Here is a 17,853-nt window from a genome sequence, read left to right as displayed (position 1 = left end):
GCCGGCCGCGCCGGGGGAGCCGGCCGCACACACCGGCCCCGGACGCGCCGCGGGCGCCGTGTGCGCGCCGCCTCCGCCCGCTGTCCGGGCGCCCCGGGGTGTCGGTGCCCGCCAGTAGGGTGGGCGGTATGGCAGACCCCTCCAGCTACCGCCCCAAGCCGGGACAGATCCCCGACTCGCCGGGGGTCTACAGGTTCCGCGACGAGCACCGGCGCGTGATCTACGTCGGGAAGGCCAAGAGCCTGCGCCAGCGCCTGGCCACCTACTTCCAGGACCTGGCCGGGCTCCACCCGCGCACCCGCACCATGGTCACCACCGCCGCCTCCGTCGAGTGGACCGTGGTCGCCACCGAGGTCGAGGCGCTCCAGCTGGAGTACTCCTGGATCAAGGAGTACGACCCCCGCTTCAACGTCAAGTACCGCGACGACAAGAGCTACCCGTACCTCGCGGTCACCCTCGGCGAGGAGTACCCGCGGGTCCAGGTGATGCGCGGCGCCAAGCGCAAGGGCGTGCGCTACTTCGGCCCCTACGCCCACGCCTGGGCGATCCGCGAGACGGTCGACCTGATGCTGCGCGTCTTCCCCGTGCGGACGTGCTCCTCCGGGGTCTTCCGCAACCACGTCCAGAAGGGGCGGCCCTGCCTCCTGGGGTACATCGGCAAGTGCTCCGCCCCCTGCGTCGGGCGGGTCACCCCCGAGGAGCACCGCGGGCTCGCCGAGGACTTCTGCGAGTTCATGGGCGGTCGCACCGGGGCCTACCTCCGCCGCCTGGAGCGGCAGATGGCCCAGGCCGCGGAGGAGATGGAGTACGAGCGGGCCGCCAGGCTGCGCGACGACATCGGGGCCCTCCGGCGCGCCCTGGAGAAGAACGCCGTCGTCCTCGGCGACGCCACCGACGCGGACCTCATCGCCCTCGCCGAGGACGAACTGGAGGCCGCCGTGCAGATCTTCCACGTCCGAGGGGGCCGGGTGCGCGGCCAGCGCGGCTGGGTCACCGACCGGGTGGAGCACGTGGACACCGCCGGTCTCGTGGAGCACGCCCTCCAGCAGCTCTACGGCGAGGAGAGCGGCGACGCCGTCCCCAAGGAGGTCCTCGTGCCCGCGCTGCCCGAGGACGAGGCCGCCGTCAGCCAGTGGCTCGGCGACCGCCGCGGCTCCCAGGTGTCCCTGCGGGTCCCCCGGCGCGGCGACAAGAAGGCCCTCATGGAGACCGTCGAGCGCAACGCCCAGCAGGCGCTCGCCCTCCACAAGACCCGGCGCGCCAGCGACCTGACCACCCGCTCGCGGGCCCTGGAGGAGATCGCCGGGGCGCTGGGCCTGGACTCCGCCCCGCTGCGCATCGAGTGCTTCGACATCTCCCACCTCCAGGGCGAGGACGTGGTCGCGTCCATGGTGGTCTTCGAGGACGGGCTGCCGCGCAAGAGCGAGTACCGCCGCTTCCAGATCAGGGGCCGTGTCGGCGACACGCAGGTCTGGCACGGGCAGGGCCAGGACGACGTCCGCTCCATGCACGAGGTGGTCTCCCGGCGCTTCCGCCGCTACCTCGCGGAGAAGGACCGCACGGGGGAGTGGATCGGCGAGGACGAGCCGGACGCCGCCACCGGGGCGCAGGACGGAGCCCCCGACGACGGCCGGCCCAGGAAGTTCGCCTACCCCCCGCAGCTCGTCGTCGTCGACGGCGGCCGCCCGCAGGTGGAGGCCGCCCGGCGCGCACTCGACGAGCTCGGCATCGACGACGTCGCCGTGTGCGGGCTCGCCAAGCGCCTGGAGGAGGTCTGGCTGCCGGACGAGGACGACCCCGTGGTGCTGCCCCGCTCCAGCGAGGGCCTCTACCTGCTGCAGCGGGTCCGGGACACGGCGCACGACTTCGCCATCCGCTACCAGCGCTCCAAGCGCACCGGGAGGATCCGCACCGGCCCGCTGGACGCCGTACCCGGGCTCGGCGAGACCCGCAGAAAGGCGCTGATCAAACACTTCGGTTCGGTGAAGCGGCTGCGGGGCGCGACAATCGAGCAGATCTGCGAGGTCCCCGGCATGGGCCGCAAGACGGCCGAGTCGGTCCTCGTCGCCCTCGCCGAGGCGGCTCCGGCCGCACCCGCCGTGAACACGGCCACAGGAGAGATCATGGAAGAGAACGACGGGGGAAGCCCGACATGACCGAGCACGACGGAGACGGAGCAGCAGACGTGAGTACGGGCAATACGGCCGAGCCGGACGCGGCCGCGGACGTGGCCATCCCCGAACTGGTGATCATCTCCGGCATGTCCGGAGCCGGCCGGAGCACCGCGGCGAAGTGCCTGGAGGACCTGGGCTGGTTCGTCGTCGACAACCTGCCCCCCGCGCTCATCCCCACCATGGTGGAGCTGGGCGCACGATCGCAGGGCAACGTCGCCCGCATCGCCGTCGTCGTCGACGTGCGCGGACGCCGCTTCTTCGACAACCTGCGCGAGTCCCTGGCGGACCTCGACGCCAAGCAGGTGACCCGCCGGATCGTCTTCCTGGAGTCCTCGGACGACGCACTGGTGCGCCGCTTCGAGTCGGTCCGCCGCCCGCACCCGCTGCAGGGCGACGGCCGCATCGTCGACGGCATCGCGGCCGAGCGCGACCTGCTGCGCGAGCTGCGCGGCGACGCGGACCTCGTCATCGACACCTCCAGCCTCAACGTCCACGAGCTCCGGGCCAAGATGGACGCCCAGTTCGCGGGCGAGGAGGAGCCCGAGCTGCGGGCGACGGTGATGTCCTTCGGCTTCAAGTACGGCCTGCCGGTGGACGCCGACCTCGTGGTGGACATGCGCTTCCTGCCGAACCCGCACTGGGTCCCGGAGCTGCGCCCCTTCACCGGGCTCAACGAGGAGGTGTCCAACTACGTCTACAACCAGCCCGGTGCGAAGGAGTTCCTGGACCGCTACACCGAGCTCCTCCAGCTGATCGCCTCGGGCTACCGGCGCGAGGGCAAGCGCTACGTCACCATCGCAGTGGGCTGCACCGGCGGGAAGCACCGCTCCGTCGCGACGTCCGAGAGGCTGGCCGCCCGCCTGTCCGCAGCCGGTGTCGAGACCGTGGTCGTGCACCGGGACATGGGGCGCGAGTGACCGGACGCACTCTCCGTCTGCGGCGGCTGCGCAGGACGACCAGGCCGTCCGCACGGAAGCGCGGCGCACAGCCCAAGGTCGTCGCCCTCGGCGGCGGCATGGGCCTGTCGGCGTCGCTCGCGGCCCTGCGCCGCATCACCGGCGACGTGACCGCCGTGGTCACCGTCGCCGACGACGGGGGCTCCAGCGGCCGGCTCCGCGAGGAGCTCGGCGTGCTGCCCCCCGGCGACCTGCGCAAGGCCCTCGCGGCCCTGTGCGGGGACGACGACTGGGGCCAGACGTGGGCCCGCGTCATCCAGCACCGCTTCCAGTCCCGCGGCGATCTCCACGAGCACGCGGTGGGCAACCTGCTGATCGTCGCGCTGTGGGAGCAGCTCGGCGACCATGTGCAGGCGCTCGACCTGGTCGGCAAGCTGCTCGGCGCCCACGGCCGCGTGCTGCCGATGTCCGCCGTCCCACTGGAGCTCCAGGCCCTGGTGCGCGGCCACGACCCCGCGCGCCCCGGGGAGACGGGGCTGGTGCGCGGGCAGGCGACGGTCGCGCTCACCACCGGGGAGGTCCAGTCGGTGCACCTGGTGCCCCACGACCCGCCCGCCGTGCCGGAGGCCGTGGAGGCCGTCCTTGACGCCGACTGGGTGGTTCTCGGACCCGGATCGTGGTTCTCCTCCGTCATCCCCCACCTCCTCGTCCCGGAACTGCTGGATGCGCTGGTGGAGACCAAGGCGCGGCGGGTCCTCTCCCTCAACCTGGCGCCGCAGCCCGGCGAAACCGAGGGCTTCTCCCCGCAGCGTCATGTGGAGGTTTTGGGACGACACGCGCCTAAACTCGCCCTGGACGTGGTGCTGGCCGACGAGGCCGCGGTGCCCGACCGCGCGTCACTGGCCGATGCCGCCAAGCGTCTCGGGGCCGCGGTCGAGCTGGCCCCGGTGGCCTCTCCCGACGGACTCCCCAAGCACGACCCGGAGCTGTTGGCAGCCGCGTACGACCGTATTTTCCGGATGCATGGAAGGATCGGCCCATGGCGATGACGGCAGCGGTGAAGGACGAGATCTCCCGGCTCCCCGTCACCCGGACCTGCTGCAGAAAGGCGGAGGTCTCGTCGATCCTGCGGTTCGCGGGCGGTCTCCACCTGGTCAGCGGCCGCATCGTGATCGAGGCGGAGCTGGACACGGGCATCGCGGCGCGCCGCCTCAAGCGGGACATCCTGGAGATCTTCGGGCACGGCTCCGAGCTGATGGTCATGGCCCCCGGCGGCCTGCGCCGCGGCTCGCGCTTCGTGGTGCGCGTCGTCGCGGGCGGCGACCAGCTCGCCCGCCAGACCGGCCTGGTCGACGGGCGGGGACGCCCGATCCGCGGTCTCCCGCCCCAGGTCGTCTCCGGTGCCACCTGCGACGCCGAGGCCGCCTGGCGCGGAGCCTTCCTCGCCCACGGCTCCCTCACCGAACCGGGGCGCTCCTCCTCCCTGGAGGTCACCTGCCCGGGGCCGGAGGCGGCCCTGGCACTGGTGGGTGCCGCCCGCAGACTCTCCATCGCCGCCAAGGCCCGCGAGGTCCGCGGTGTGGACCGCGTCGTCGTCCGCGACGGCGACGCCATCGGGGCCCTGCTCACGCGGCTCGGCGCCCACGAGTCCGTGCTGGCGTGGGAAGAGCGCCGGATGCGCCGTGAGGTCCGTGCCACGGCCAACCGCCTGGCCAACTTCGACGACGCCAACCTGCGCCGCTCGGCCCGTGCGGCGGTGGCCGCCGGGGCCAGGGTGCAGCGAGCCCTGGAGATCCTGGGCGAGGAGGTGCCCGAGCACCTCGCGGCCGCCGGGCGGCTGCGCATGGAGCACAAGCAGGCGTCCCTGGAGGAGCTCGGGGCCCTCGCCGACCCGCCGCTCACCAAGGACGCCGTCGCGGGCCGGATCCGCCGGCTGCTGGCCATGGCCGACAAGCGGGCCCAGGACCTGGGCGTCCCGGGGACCGAGTCCAGCCTCACGGAGGAGATGGCCGAGGGGCTGGTGGGTTAGCCGCGTGCGCGCGCGCACGGCCGACGAGCGGGCCCAGGATCTGGGCGTCCCGGGGACCGAGTCCAGCCTCACGGAGGAGATGGCCGAGGGGCTGGTGGGTTAGCCGCGTGCTCGCGCGCACGGCCGTCCCGGGCGGTCGCAGGTGCGGGTACGGTCCGGTGCGGGCCCCGCGGGGATTTCCCCGGTGGTTTTCCGACGCCTGTTCCCCCCCGCTTCCGTGGTAACCCTGCGCTGTTCCGTGGCACGTGGATGCGCAAGTGGTGCGGGGTGCCCCGGTTACTTCGGATGCTCACGTGACTTCCGGTGATTCCCGTTGCCCGGGAGATTGCCGGTCCGTACGGCGAACGCCCTCCCCGCCCTTTGCGCGGGGAGGGCGTTCGCCTATCCGGCCCCCTGGCCCCCGTTCCGGCCCCCGTGCCCCGGCTCCCGGCCGTTCACGCAGGCCACAGGGCTTTGACCGACCCCGCGCGGAGCCGGTCCACCGGTGTGCAGGGGGGCGCTCATTCGGGCGCACATAATGTGCGGACCTCCGCTCAGAAGTGCGTTCCTCTGGGCGTGCTGGTGCTCATGAGAGCGAATTTCCGCGCCGAACCGCCGCCCGGACCGCTTACTGGCCGGTAAACGGCTTCCCCGTGGATACGCCGGGCTCTCGATGTCACTCACGGGCCTTTGGAGCGGTAGGGTCGTAGGCGGTCGGGGACATCCCTTATAAAACTCGCCGGCGTCGAAACCGGCGTACCCAACGAGGAGATCGGTTCGTGACGATCCGCGTAGGCATCAACGGCTTTGGCCGCATCGGTCGTAATTACTTCCGCGCGCTGCTGGAGCAGGGTGCTGACATCGAGATCGTGGCTGTCAACGACCTGGGTGACACCGCGACCACCGCTCACCTGCTGAAGTACGACACGATCCTCGGCCGTCTCAAGGCCGACGTGTCCCACACCGCAGACACCATCACCGTCGACGGCCACACCATCAAGGTGCTCTCCGAGCGCAACCCCGCCGACATCCCGTGGGGCCAGCTGGGCGTCGACATCGTCATCGAGTCGACCGGCATCTTCACCAAGAAGGCCGACGCCGAGAAGCACCTGGCCGGCGGCGCCAAGAAGGTCCTCATCTCGGCCCCCGCCACGGACGAGGACATCACCATCGTGATGGGCGTCAACCAGGAGAAGTACGACGCGGCCAACCACCACGTCATCTCCAACGCCTCCTGCACCACCAACTGCGTGGCGCCGATGGCCAAGGTCCTCGACGAGAACTTCGGCATCGTCAAGGGCATGATGACCACGGTCCACGCCTACACCAACGACCAGCGCATCCTGGACTTCCCGCACAAGGACCTGCGCCGCGCCCGGGCCGCCGCGGAGAACATCATCCCGACGTCCACCGGCGCCGCCAAGGCCACCGCCCTGGTCCTCCCGCAGCTCAAGGGCAAGCTGGACGGCATCGCCATGCGCGTCCCCGTCCCCACCGGCTCGGTCACCGACCTGGTCCTGGAGCTCGACCGCGAGGTCACCAAGGACGAGATCAACACCGCCTTCCAGAAGGCGGCCGAGGGTCAGCTGCAGGGCGTCCTGGAGTACACCGAGGACCCGATCGTCTCCTCGGACATCGTCAACTGGCCGGCCTCCTGCACCTTCGACTCCTCCCTGACCATGGTCCAGGGCAAGCAGGTCAAGGTCGTCGGCTGGTACGACAACGAGTGGGGCTACTCCAACCGCCTCGTGGACCTCACGGTCTTCGTCGGCGACCGGCTCTGAGCTGCGCGATCGACAGATCCGCAGCGAGAGCACCACGATGTGAGCAACAGGGTCCGGGCAGCGCGAGGGCGCGCTGCCCGGGCCCTGTCGCGCGTGGGAGGGGACCGCTCGCGTAGGCTCCCAACGCCCCGCCGGAGACCCTTTCGCCGCGGGTCCCGCGGCGACGGTCCGCGGCCCGTCGGGCCCGGGAGGCTCCCTGCATCCGAACCCACTCACCGATCCGGCCTGATCCGAAGGAAGAGCCCCATATGAAGACCATCGACCAGCTGCTGGCCGACGGGGTCGCGGGCAAGCGGGTGTTCGTCCGCGCCGACCTCAATGTGCCGCTCGACGGGACGACCATCACCGACGACGGCCGCATCCGCGCCGTGCTGCCGACCGTCACCCGGCTCGCCGAGGCCGGCGCCCGCGTCGTCGTGGCCTCCCACCTGGGCCGTCCCAAGGGCGCCCCCGACCCCGCGTTCTCCCTCGCGCCCGCTGCCGCGCGCCTGGGCGAGCTGCTCGGCACCGAGGTCGCCTTCGCCACCGACACGGTCGGCGCGTCCGCCCGGGCCGCCGTCGGGGGCCTCGCCGACGGCCGGGTCGCGGTCCTGGAGAACCTGCGCTTCAACCCCGGCGAGACCGCCAAGGACGACGCCGAGCGCGGAGCCTTCGCCGACGCCCTGGCCGCCCTCGCCGACGTCTACGTCGGCGACGGCTTCGGGGCCGTGCACCGCAAGCACGCCTCGGTCTACGACCTTCCCGCCCGCCTTCCGCACGCCGCCGGGCAGCTGATCGCGGCCGAGGTCGCCGTCCTGCGCAGGCTCACCGAGGACGTCGAGCGCCCGTACGCGGTCGTGCTCGGCGGCGCCAAGGTCTCCGACAAGCTGGGCGTGATCGACCACCTGCTGGAGAAGGCCGACCGCATCCTGATCGGCGGCGGCATGGCGTACACCTTCCTCAAGGCGCAGGGCCACGAGATCGGCACCTCGCTGCTCCAGGAGGACCAGGTCCCCGCGGTCCGCGACTACCTCAAGCGGGCTCAGGAGCGCGGAGTGGAGTTCGTGCTCCCGGTCGACGTGCTGGTCTCCCCCGAGTTCCCCGACCTCGGCACCAAGGCCCCGGCCCACCCCGCCGTGGTCGCCGCCGACGCGATCCCGGCCGACCGGCAGGGCCTCGACATCGGCCCCGCGAGCCGCGAGCTGTACGCGTCCAAGCTGGCCGACGCGGCCACGGTCTTCTGGAACGGCCCCATGGGCGTCTTCGAGCACCCGGACTTCGCCGGGGGCACCAGGGAGGTCGCCCAGGCGCTCGTGGACACCCCGGCCTTCACCGTCGTCGGGGGCGGCGACTCCGCCGCCGCCGTGCGGATCCTGGGCTTCGACGAGGCCGCCTTCGGCCACATCTCGACCGGTGGCGGCGCCAGCCTGGAGTACCTGGAGGGCAGGACCCTCCCCGGTCTCGCCGCCCTGGAGGACTGACCTCCGCACCCGTGGCGGGCCCGGGCCCGGGCCCGCCGCGTACCGCATCCGTACACCCACCCCGCACCTCCCGGCGCCGCGCGGCCGGAGCCGGGGACCCCCGGGTGCCGAATCCGGGGGGACACACCGAAGGAGCTGCATGACCACCCGTAAGCCGCTGATGGCGGGCAACTGGAAGATGAACCTCAACCACCTGGAGGCCATCGCCCACGTCCAGAAGCTCGCCTTCGCCCTCGCGGAGAAGGACTACGAGGCCGTCGAGGTCGCCGTCCTGCCGCCCTTCACCGACCTGCGCTCGGTCCAGACGCTGGTCGACGGCGACAAGCTGCCCATCGCCTACGGCGCCCAGGACATCTCCGCGCACGACTCGGGCGCCTACACCGGCGAGATCTCCGGCCCGATGCTGGCCAAGCTGAAGTGCTCCTACGTGGCCGTCGGCCACTCCGAGCGCCGCCAGTACCACGGCGAGACCGACGAGATCTGCAACGCCAAGGTCAAGGCCGCCTTCAAGCACGGCATCACCCCGATCCTCTGCGTCGGCGAGGGCCTCGACGTGCGCAAGGCGGGCGACCAGGTCGCCCACACCCTCGCCCAGCTCGACGGCGGCCTGAAGGACGTCCCGGCCGAGCAGGCCGGGACCGTCGTCATCGCCTACGAGCCGGTCTGGGCGATCGGCACCGGCGAGGTGGCGACCCCCGAGGACGCGCAGGAGGTCTGCGGCGCGATCCGCGGACGGCTGGCCGAGCTGTACACGCAGGAGCTCGCCGACGCGGTGCGCATCCAGTACGGCGGTTCGGTGAAGTCGGGCAACGTCGCCGCGATCATGGCCCAGCCCGACGTCGACGGTGCCCTGGTCGGCGGTGCCGCGCTGGACGCCGACGAGTTCGTGAAGATCGTCCGTTTCCGCGACCAGTGAGCAGGACCGGGGGCGCACCGGCGGTCAGCCGGTGCGCCCCCGGTGAGTATGCGGTGGCGCCGATCCGGCGTACCCTGGCGGGGGCCCGGCTCCGCGAGCCGGCCCCCGCTGTCGTCACATCGTCCAGATCAGTCCGAGGAAGTTGGTCCAGCCGTGGTTATGGGGTTCTCGATCGCCCTGATCGTCTTCAGTCTGCTGCTGATGCTGCTGGTGCTGATGCACAAGGGGAAGGGCGGCGGCCTCTCCGACATGTTCGGTGGCGGAATGCAGTCCTCCGTCGGCGGGTCCTCGGTGGCCGAGCGCAACCTCGACCGCATCACCGTCGTGGTGGGCCTGCTCTGGTTCGCCTGCATCGTCGTGCTCGGTCTGCTGATGAAGCTGGACGGCTGACGCCGGGCCCGATCCCTCCCGCCCTCCCGGCCGGGTTGTCGCTTCCAATCACTGGACGAGCGTGGGGCCTTACGTAGACTGGTGCACTCGCGGCGCAGCCGCTGTGGAACGCTGTGCAGCACCATCACGCAGGGAGTTACGACCGTGGCAAGTGGCAACGCGATCCGGGGAAGCCGGGTCGGCGCGGGGCCGATGGGCGAGGCGGAGCGTGGCGAGTCCGCTCCCCGCCTGCGCATCTCCTTCTGGTGCTCGAACGGGCACGAGACGCAGCCGAGCTTCGCCAGCGACGCACAGGTCCCCGACGCCTGGGACTGCCCGCGCTGCGGGTTCCCGGCCGGCCAGGACCGGGAGAACCCGCCGGACCCGCCCCGCACCGAGCCCTACAAGACGCACCTCGCCTATGTGCGCGAGCGCCGCAGCGACGCGGACGGCGAGGCGATCCTCGCCGAGGCGCTCGCCAAACTCCGGGGCGAGATCTAGGACTTGACGTCCGGCCGGACACCGCACGGGGCGACGGCCGGGCACCGCGCCCCGGCCTCCTTCGAGCCCGTTCGCGCGCCCGCCGCCCACGCTCCCGGATGCAGGGGTGCGGTGCACCCTCCCGGGGACGGGACCCGCCCGGCGACCGAACGGCCCGGCCCCCTCCACAGACGCGGACCGCCGCTGTCGGTGCCTCCCCCTACGGTTCCTCCGAGGACCGCGACCCGAGGGGGAGCAGTGGCCGTCACCGAGGCCCGGACAGAGCGGACACCGCCGTGGCGCGGGGGTTTCGGCAGACTGTGGACCGCCGCCGTCCTCTCCCGCTTCGGGGACTCCCTGCGCACCGCCGCCCTGCCGCTGCTCGCCGTCTCCCTCACCCGTGACCCCGTGCTCATCGCCGCGGTCACCGCCTGCGGATACCTGCCCTGGCTGCTCTTCGGCCTGATCGGCGGCGCCGTCGCCGACCGCGTCGACCAGCGCCGCGCGATGTGGGCCGTGGACGTGGCCCGGGCGGTCCTGGTGGCGGCCTTCGCCGCCGCCGTCTGGGCCGGTGCCGCCTCGATCGCGCTGCTCCTGGTCCTCGCCTTCGCCCTCACCACCCTCCAGACCCTCTTCGACAACGCCGCCACCGCGCTGCTGCCCTCGGTGGTGCCCGCCGGTGCGCTGGGCAGTGCCAACGCCCGCCTGATGACGGCGCAGCAGGTGGCCGGCGGTCTTCTGGCAGCCCCGCTCGTGCCGCTGCTGCTCGGGGTCGGCACGGCGGTGCCCTACGCGGTGGACGCCCTCACCTACCTGGTGGCCGCGGCGCTGATCGCCTCCCTGCGGCCGACCGGGCCCGCTCCCGGAGGACCGCCGCGCTCCGCCGGGAGCACGCTGCGGGCCGAGGTGGCGCAGGGGCTCCGCTTCCTGCGCCGGGACCGTCCGCTGCGCGGCCTGTGCATCGCCACCACCCTGTGCAACATCGGGATGGGCGCGCTGATCGCCACGCTGGTCGTCCACGTCACCCGCTGGCTGGGCGCCGGGCAGGCCGGGTACGCGGCCGTGGTCACGGCCTTCGGCGCCGGCAGCCTGGCCGGCGGCCTGGTGGCGGCCCGGATCGGCGTGCGCCTCGGGCGGGTCCGCAGCGTGGCCGCCGCCGGGGCCGTCCAGGCGGTGTGCCTCGCGGTCCTGGGCGGGGTGCGCTCCCCGGTGTCGGCCGTCGCCGCCATGGCCGTCTTCGGCGCCATGGGCATGGTGTGGAACGTCAACCAGGCCACTCTCGTGCAGGAGCGCGGCCCCGCTCCGCTGCTCGGCAGGATCAGCGCCGCCTTCCGGACGCTCGCCGTCGCCGGGACACCGCTCGGGGCCCTCGCCGGGGGCGCCGCCGCGGCCGCATGGGGCCCGAACGCGGCGGCCCTGCTCGCCGCGGCGCTCTTCGTCCCGGCTGTCGCCTCCCTGGCCCCTCTGATCAATTAGGTTGGACAGGCAGCGGGGCATGCACGCACGTACGAGAAGAAGTGGGCTGATGTCCGAGATGAACGCAGAACGTCCTACGAGGCTCAACCAGATGTCGCCATGGGTCGCTCTCGGAAAGCACCGCGAGCAGCTGGGCGGGACACACCTGCGGGACCTGTTCGCCGCCGACCCGGAGCGGGGCAGCGCCTACACCCTCCAGGTCGGCGATCTGCACATCGACTACTCCAAGCACCTGGTCACCGACGAGACGCTTCGGCTCCTGCGCGAACTCGCCGACGCCACCGGCGTGGCCGCCCTGCGGGACGCCATGTTCCGCGGCGAGAGGATCAACACCACCGAGGACCGCGCCGTCCTCCACACCGCGCTCCGCGCCCCGCGCGACGCTGTCGTGGAGGTGGACGGCGAGAACGTCGTGCCCGGGGTCCACGCCGTGCTCGACAAGATGGCGGGCTTCTCGGAGCGGGTCCGCTCCGGCACCTGGACCGGACACACCGGACGGCCCATCAGGAACATCGTCAACATCGGAATCGGGGGATCCGACCTGGGCCCCGCGATGGCCTACGAGGTCCTGCGGACCTACACCCGGCGGGACCTGACGGTCCGCTTCGTCTCCAACGTCGACGGCGCCGACCTCCACGAGGCGGTGCGGGACCTCGACCCGGCCGAGACCCTGTTCGTCATCGCCTCGAAGACCTTCACCACCGTCGAGACGATCACCAACGCCACCTCGGCGCGCGCATGGCTGCTCGACGGCCTCGGCGCCGGCCCCGAGGCCGTCGCCAGGCACTTCGTCGCCCTGTCCACCAATGCCGGCAAGGTCGCCGACTTCGGCATCGACACGGCCAACATGTTCGAGTTCTGGGACTGGGTCGGCGGCCGCTACTCCTACGACTCGGCCATCGGCCTCTCCCTGATGATCGCCATCGGCCCCGAGCACTTCCGGGAGATGCTCGACGGCTTCCACCTCGTCGACGAGCACTTCCGCACGGCACCCCCCGAGGCCAACGCCCCGCTCCTGATGGGGCTGCTCGGCATCTGGTACGGGGGCTTCCACGACGCCCAGTCGCACGCCGTGCTGCCCTACTCGCACTACCTCTCCCGGTTCACCGCCTACCTCCAGCAGCTGGACATGGAGTCCAACGGCAAGTCGGTGGACCGCCAGGGGCAGCCGGTCGACTGGCAGACCGGCCCGGTGGTCTGGGGCACCCCGGGGACCAACGGCCAGCACGCCTACTACCAGTTGATCCACCAGGGCACCAAGCTCGTCCCCGCCGACTTCATCGGCTTCGCCCGTCCCGTGGCCGACCTGCCCGAGGCCCTCGTCGCCCAGCACGACCTGCTGACGGCCAACTTCCTCGCCCAGACGCAGGCCCTGGCCTTCGGCAAGACACCCGACGAGGTGAGGGCCGAGGGAGTGCCGGAGGAACTGGTCCCCCACAAGACCTTCCGCGGCAACCACCCCACCACCACCATCCTCGCCGCCGACCTCACTCCGTCGGTGCTGGGCCAGCTGATCGCCCTCTACGAGCACAAGGTCTTCGTCCAGGGCGCCGTCTGGAACATCGACTCCTTCGACCAGTGGGGAGTCGAGCTGGGCAAGGTCCTCGCCAAGAGGATCGAGCCCGTGCTGACCGACGGCACGGGGGGCGAGGCGCTGGACAGCTCCACGGCGGCACTCGCCGGCAGGTACCGGACACTGCGGGGGAGGTAGGCCGTGCGGGGGGAGGAAGAGGTGCGCCTGAGGCCGCCGCGCCACCGGGTCGACCGCAGGGCCGTCGCCTGGTGGCGGGTGCGCTGCCTGCTGGCGGCGGCCGTGCCGGCGGCCGTCGCGGGCGCCGTCGGCGTGTTCGTCGGGCCGGCCCGCCCCGGTCTCTGGTACGCAGCGGCCGCGATCGCCGCGGCGGGCCTGCCGGTGGCCGCCTTCCTCCCCCTGTGGTGGTACCGGGTGCACCGCTGGGAGGTCACCGAGGACGCCGTGTACGTCCGCACCGGAGCGCTCTGGCAGGAGTGGCGGATCGCCCCGATGTCCCGCATCCAAACCGTGGACACCGTGCGGGGACCGCTGGAGCAGGGCTTCCGGCTTGCCACGGTCACCGTCACCACCGCCTCCGCCAAGGGCGACATCCGGATCGAGGGCCTCGACCACGCGCGTGCGGCGGAGCTCGCGGAGCAGCTCACCCGGATCACCGGGGCCACCCCGGGGGACGCCACATGAGGGACCCGGAGGCCGGGTGGCGCCGGCTCGACGCGCGGACCGTCCTCGCCACCTCCGCCCTCGCCGCCGGCGTGGCCGGGGGCGCGGCCCTGCCCGCGCTCTTCGCCCTGGGCGGCCGGATGCCCCTGCCGCGCGCCGTGCTGCTGGTGCTCGCCGGCGCCGTGCTGGTCACCGGGGGCGGTGCGGCGGCCGGCTGGGTGCGCCGCCGCCGCACCCGGTACCGCATCGGTCCCGAGCGGGCCGAGCTGCACACGGGGGTGCTGCTGGTCAAGCGCCGCTCGCTGCCCCGGGAGCGGATCCGTTCCGTGGACCTCTCCGCCCGCCCGCTGCTGCGCGCCCTCGGACTGGTCACGGTGCGCATCGGGACGGGGGAACAGACCGGAAGCGGCGAGTCCACCCTGCTGCTGGACGCCGTGTCCCGGCAGGAGGGCGAGCGGCTGCGCAAGGAACTCCTCGACCGCGGGACCCCCGTCGCGGGAGGGGAGGGACACCGCGACGGCACCCTGGCCGTGCTCGACCTCCGGTGGATCCGCTACGCGCCCGTCTCCTTCGTCGCCCCGCTGCTTGGCGGGGCCGCGGTCGGCGCCGTGCTCCAGGTCAGCGAGTGGTTCGGGGTGCGGGACCGGGTGATCGGCTGGACCTGGGACCACCTCCGGGACGTGCCGCTGCTGTGGGCCGTGCCCGCCCTCGCCGCCTTCGCCCTGCTGACCGGCGTCGTCGGGGCGCTCGGCCTGTGGATCGAGATGTGGTCCGGGTACCGGCTGGAGCGGGAGCCCGGCGGCACCCTGCGGGTCCGCAGGGGGCTGCTGACCAGCCGCTCGATATCGCTGGAGGAACGCCGGCTGCGCGGGGTGGACCTCGTCGAGCCGCTGGGCGCCCGGATCCTCGGCGGCGTCCGGGTGGACGCGGTCGCCACCGGACTCGCCACCGGCGGGGGCGAGCACGCCTCCTCCAACGTCCTTGCCCCCGTGGCGCCGCGCGCCGAGGCGCAGGCCCTGGCCGCCCTGGTCCTGCGCGAGCCGGCGTCCCCGGTCCGGGAGGAGGCGCTCACCCGCCATCCCCGGGCCGCGCGCAACCGGCGCCTGCGCTGGGCGCTCACGGCCGCCCTGGCCCCGGCCGCGCTCCTGGCCCTGCTCGGCCTGCTGTTCACCGGAGTGCTGCTGTGGACGGCGCTCGTGGTGGCCGCGGTGACCGTCCCGGTCGCCGTCCTGCTGGCCCTCGACGCCTACCGCAACCTCGGCCACGGCACCTCCGGCGCCTATCTGCTCACCCGCTCGGGGACGCTGCGCCGCAGCACGGTGGCGCTTCAGCGCAGCGGGGTCATCGGCTGGACGGTCCGCCGGTCGGTCTTCCAGCGCCGCGCGGGCCTGCTCACCCTGGCGGCCACGACGGCGGCGGGCGCGGGTGCCTACGAGGTGCGCGACGCCGCACGGGACGAGGCCCTGGAGTTCGCGGACGCGGCCGTCCCGGGGCTGCTCGCGCCCTTCCTGGAGCGCCGTTCCGGGCCGTGACGCGGGGCGGAGGCGCCGGTGTGCCCCCCGGCGCGGGGGTGCGCGGCGCCCTGCTCGACGGTCCCCGCCCTGGCCGGTGCGGACCCGCGCAACCCGTGGAACCGCACCATGCTCGGCAAGGGCGGCCAACCGGCGCCGACCACGGAGCTGAGGGCGGCCGGGTTCGCGGTGAACACCCGGGCCGGGCGGGGAGCACGACGCACCTCGTCGGCGCCTCCGTCGGAGCCTGCCGGGCGGCGATGGCACGCCTGGAAGGGGACCCCAGCAGGCCGTCCCCACCACCGGACGCCCGCGGCCCCGCCCGTCCGCGGGCGGGGCCGACGGCGCGTCAGGCGGAGTGCGACGGCAGCAGGTCCGCGGGCAGCCGGGCGGCCGCCGCCTCGTCGAGCAGCCAGAGCGTGCGCTCCGTGCCCCGTGCCCCGGCCGCCGGGGCATCGACCTCGTCGGCGCCCGACAGCACCGTCCGGACCGCCTCGGCCTTGTCCTCTCCCGCCGCCAGCAGCCACACCTCGCGCGCCGCGCGGACGGCCGGGAGCGTCAGCGAGACGCGCGTGGGCGGGGGCTTCGGGGACCCGTGGACGCCCACGACGGTCCGCTCCCTCTCCCGCACGCCCGCCAGGCCGGGGAAGAGCGAGGCGATGTGGGTGTCCGGGCCGACACCCAGCAGCAGCACGTCGAAGGCGGGCACCGCCGCGGACCCACCGGGGTCCGCCGCTGCCGCCAGCTCGGCCGCGTAGGCGTCGGCCGCGGCGTCGGCGTCCGCACCGTGGGGCCCGTCGGAGGCCGGCATCACGTGGATCCGGGCGGGGTCGAGCGCCACGCCGTCGAGCAGGGCCTCGCGGGCCTGGGTGGCGTTCCGCTCCGGGTCGCCCTCGGGCAGGAAGCGTTCGTCGCCCCACCACAGGTCGAGCCGGGACCAGTCGACCGCGTCCCGCGCCGGTGCCGAGGCCATCGCCGCCAGCAGGCCGTTGCCGTTGCGCCCGCCGGTGAGGACCACCGATGCCGTGCCGCGGGCGGCCTGCGCATCGGCGATCGCCGTGATCAGCCGCGCGGCCGCGGCCCGGGCCATCAGTTCCTTGTCGCGGTGCACGACGAGCCGGGGGGCGCTCACGAGGCGGCCGCCTTCCCGGACCGGCCGGAGTGGCGCCGGGCGCCGGGCTTCCTGCGCAGTACCGTTCCGTCCGCTTCCTTGGACTGGGAGCCGGACTCCGGGCCGGAGCCCTCCGCCCCCCGTGCCGCGGTCCCGGCCGTAGGCGAGCCCGCCGGGTCGCCCAGCCGGCCCACGCCGTAGCGGAGCGCCGAGGCGTAGGTGTCGTCCGGGTCCAGCCGGCGCAGCTCCTCCGCGATCAGCTCCGAGGTCTCCCGGCGCTTGAGGGCCACCGCGCGGTCCGGCTGGCCCTCGATGGACAGCGTGGCCAGCGAGCCGTCCGCGCGGTCGAGCACGATCGGCCCGCAGCTGGACTCCATGCGGACCGAGGTGAGTCCCGGCCCGGGGGAGGGCGACCGGCGGACCGGGACGTCCAGCCGGTCGGCCAGCCACATGGCCAGCAGCTCCACGCTCGGGTTGAACTCCTCGCCCGCCACCTCCACCGAGGAGACGTCGCAGACCACCTGGTCGAGCGCCGCCGCCAGCATCGAGCGCCAGGGCGTGATGCGGGTCCAGGCGAGGTCGGTGTCGCCCGGGGTGTAGGCCTGAGCCCGGGAACCGAGCTCGCGCACCGGCTCCTCGGCGGAGTAGGTGTCGGTCACCCGACGCTGGGCCAGGGCGCCCAGCGGGTCGGAGGCCGGGTCCGCCGGGGCGTTGACCGGCCACCAGACCACCACGGGGGCGTCCGGCAGCAGCAGGGGCAGGACCACGGACTGGGCGTGGTCCACGACGTCGCCGTACAGCCGGAGGACGACCGTCTCACCGGTTCCGGCGTCGGCGCCGACCCTCACCTCGGCGTCCAGCCGGGTCTTCGCCCGGTCGCGGGGCGAGCGGGAGACCCGCTTGATGACCACCAGGGTGCGCGAGGGGTGCTCGCGGGAGGCGTCGCCCGCGGCCTTCAGCGCGTCGTAGGCGTTCTCCTCGTCGGTGACGATGACGAGGGTGAGGACCATGCCGACGGCCGGGGTGCCGATCGCCCGGCGCCCCCGCACCAGCGCTTTGTTGATCTTTCCCGCCGTGGTGTCCGTGAGGTCGATCTTCATGGCCGGCGCCAGCTCCGTCCGTCTCGTGCGAGCATCTCGTCGGCCTCCACCGGCCCCCAGGTCCCCGAGGGGTACTCCGCGGGCTTGCCGCTCCTCTCCCAGAACTCCTCGACGGGGTCGAGGATCTTCCAGGACTGCTCGACCTCCTCGGTGCGCGGGAAGAGGTTGGAGTCGCCGAGCAGGACGTCCAGGATGAGCCGTTCGTAGGCCTCCGGGCTGGACTCGGTGAAGGACTCGCCGTACGCGAAGTCCATCGACACGTCCCGCACCTCCATGGAGGTGCCCGGCACCTTGGAGCCGAAGCGCAGGGTGACGCCCTCGTCCGGCTGGACGCGGATGACCAGGGCGTTCTGGCCCAGCTCCTCGGTAGCGGT

General features: G+C 73.4%; 15 protein-coding genes and 1 pseudogene. 13 read left to right on the top strand and 3 right to left on the bottom strand.

Features of this window, described 5'->3' with window-relative positions; translation table 11 throughout:
• Nucleotides 1-128 precede the first annotated feature (128 nt).
• From uvrC to NPS70_RS28155, 13 genes are all read left to right on the top strand, one after another.
• The gene (uvrC, locus tag NPS70_RS28215) at nt 129-2,156 is read left to right on the top strand and encodes an excinuclease ABC subunit UvrC (protein ID WP_256527298.1); all 2,028 of its coding nucleotides are present in this window, start codon (nt 129-131) and stop codon (nt 2,154-2,156) included.
• Nucleotides 2,153-3,091 (top strand): RNase adapter RapZ, encoded by a 939-nt coding sequence (gene rapZ / locus NPS70_RS28210; RefSeq protein ID WP_256527297.1) that lies wholly within the window; start codon nt 2,153-2,155, stop codon nt 3,089-3,091. Before uvrC ends, rapZ begins: the two co-directional genes overlap by 4 nt.
• Nucleotides 3,088-4,119, top strand: a complete 1,032-nt coding sequence (gene yvcK, locus NPS70_RS28205) for a uridine diphosphate-N-acetylglucosamine-binding protein YvcK (RefSeq protein WP_256527296.1) — start codon at nt 3,088-3,090, stop codon at nt 4,117-4,119. Before rapZ ends, yvcK begins: the two co-directional genes overlap by 4 nt.
• The gene (gene whiA / locus NPS70_RS28200) at nt 4,110-5,099 is read left to right on the top strand and encodes a DNA-binding protein WhiA (RefSeq protein ID WP_256527295.1); all 990 of its coding nucleotides are present in this window, start codon (nt 4,110-4,112) and stop codon (nt 5,097-5,099) included. Before yvcK ends, whiA begins: the two co-directional genes overlap by 10 nt.
• A 758-nt stretch (nt 5,100-5,857) precedes the next feature.
• The gene (gap, locus tag NPS70_RS28195) at nt 5,858-6,862 is read left to right on the top strand and encodes a type I glyceraldehyde-3-phosphate dehydrogenase (protein ID WP_256527294.1); all 1,005 of its coding nucleotides are present in this window, start codon (nt 5,858-5,860) and stop codon (nt 6,860-6,862) included.
• 248 nt (nt 6,863-7,110) lie between these two features.
• Nucleotides 7,111-8,322 (top strand): phosphoglycerate kinase, encoded by a 1,212-nt coding sequence (gene pgk, locus NPS70_RS28190; protein WP_256527292.1) that lies wholly within the window; start codon nt 7,111-7,113, stop codon nt 8,320-8,322.
• Nucleotides 8,323-8,461: 139 nt separating this feature from the next.
• A complete protein-coding gene (gene tpiA, locus NPS70_RS28185) occupies nt 8,462-9,238 on the top strand; it encodes a triose-phosphate isomerase (RefSeq protein ID WP_256527291.1) in 777 nt (258 codons plus the stop codon).
• Nucleotides 9,239-9,397: 159 nt separating this feature from the next.
• Complete coding sequence (secG, locus tag NPS70_RS28180; RefSeq protein WP_256527301.1) at nt 9,398-9,628, top strand: preprotein translocase subunit SecG; 231 nt, start codon at nt 9,398-9,400, stop codon at nt 9,626-9,628.
• Nucleotides 9,629-9,772: 144 nt separating this feature from the next.
• Entirely contained in the window at nt 9,773-10,108 is a 336-nt protein-coding gene (locus NPS70_RS28175) for an RNA polymerase-binding protein RbpA (protein WP_308315062.1), read from the top strand.
• Nucleotides 10,109-10,345: 237 nt separating this feature from the next.
• A complete protein-coding gene (locus NPS70_RS28170) occupies nt 10,346-11,563 on the top strand; it encodes an MFS transporter (protein ID WP_256527290.1) in 1,218 nt (405 codons plus the stop codon).
• Nucleotides 11,564-11,621: 58 nt separating this feature from the next.
• Nucleotides 11,622-13,274, top strand: a complete 1,653-nt coding sequence (pgi, locus tag NPS70_RS28165; protein WP_256527299.1) for a glucose-6-phosphate isomerase — start codon at nt 11,622-11,624, stop codon at nt 13,272-13,274.
• Nucleotides 13,275-13,277: 3 nt separating this feature from the next.
• Nucleotides 13,278-13,778, top strand: coding sequence for a PH domain-containing protein (locus NPS70_RS28160; RefSeq protein ID WP_256527289.1), 501 nt, complete (start codon nt 13,278-13,280; stop codon nt 13,776-13,778).
• Nucleotides 13,775-15,289, top strand: coding sequence for a PH domain-containing protein (locus NPS70_RS28155; protein WP_256527288.1), 1,515 nt, complete (start codon nt 13,775-13,777; stop codon nt 15,287-15,289). The genes NPS70_RS28160 and NPS70_RS28155 overlap by 4 nt, the downstream gene beginning before the upstream one ends.
• A 328-nt stretch (nt 15,290-15,617) precedes the next feature.
• Here the strand turns inward: NPS70_RS28155 and pgl are convergent, their stop codons facing one another.
• From pgl to NPS70_RS28140, 3 genes and pseudogenes are all read right to left on the bottom strand, one after another.
• The gene (gene pgl / locus NPS70_RS28150; RefSeq protein ID WP_256527287.1) at nt 15,618-16,400 is read right to left on the bottom strand and encodes a 6-phosphogluconolactonase; all 783 of its coding nucleotides are present in this window, start codon (nt 16,398-16,400) and stop codon (nt 15,618-15,620) included.
• Nucleotides 16,397-17,479 (bottom strand): glucose-6-phosphate dehydrogenase assembly protein OpcA, encoded by a 1,083-nt coding sequence (gene opcA, locus NPS70_RS28145; protein ID WP_256527286.1) that lies wholly within the window; start codon nt 17,477-17,479, stop codon nt 16,397-16,399. Before opcA ends, pgl begins: the two co-directional genes overlap by 4 nt.
• Nucleotides 17,476-17,853 (bottom strand): annotated as a pseudogene (locus NPS70_RS28140) (glucose-6-phosphate dehydrogenase); the annotation flags it as partial. The gene opcA and the pseudogene NPS70_RS28140, both read right to left, overlap by 4 nt.

The organism is Streptomyces sp. C10-9-1 (genome assembly GCF_024497955.1).
GTDB classification, from domain to species: Bacteria; Actinomycetota; Actinomycetes; order Streptomycetales; family Streptomycetaceae; genus Streptomyces; species Streptomyces sanyensis.
Note: the sequence above shows the minus strand (reverse complement) of the source record. Positions and strands in the feature narration are given on the sequence as shown.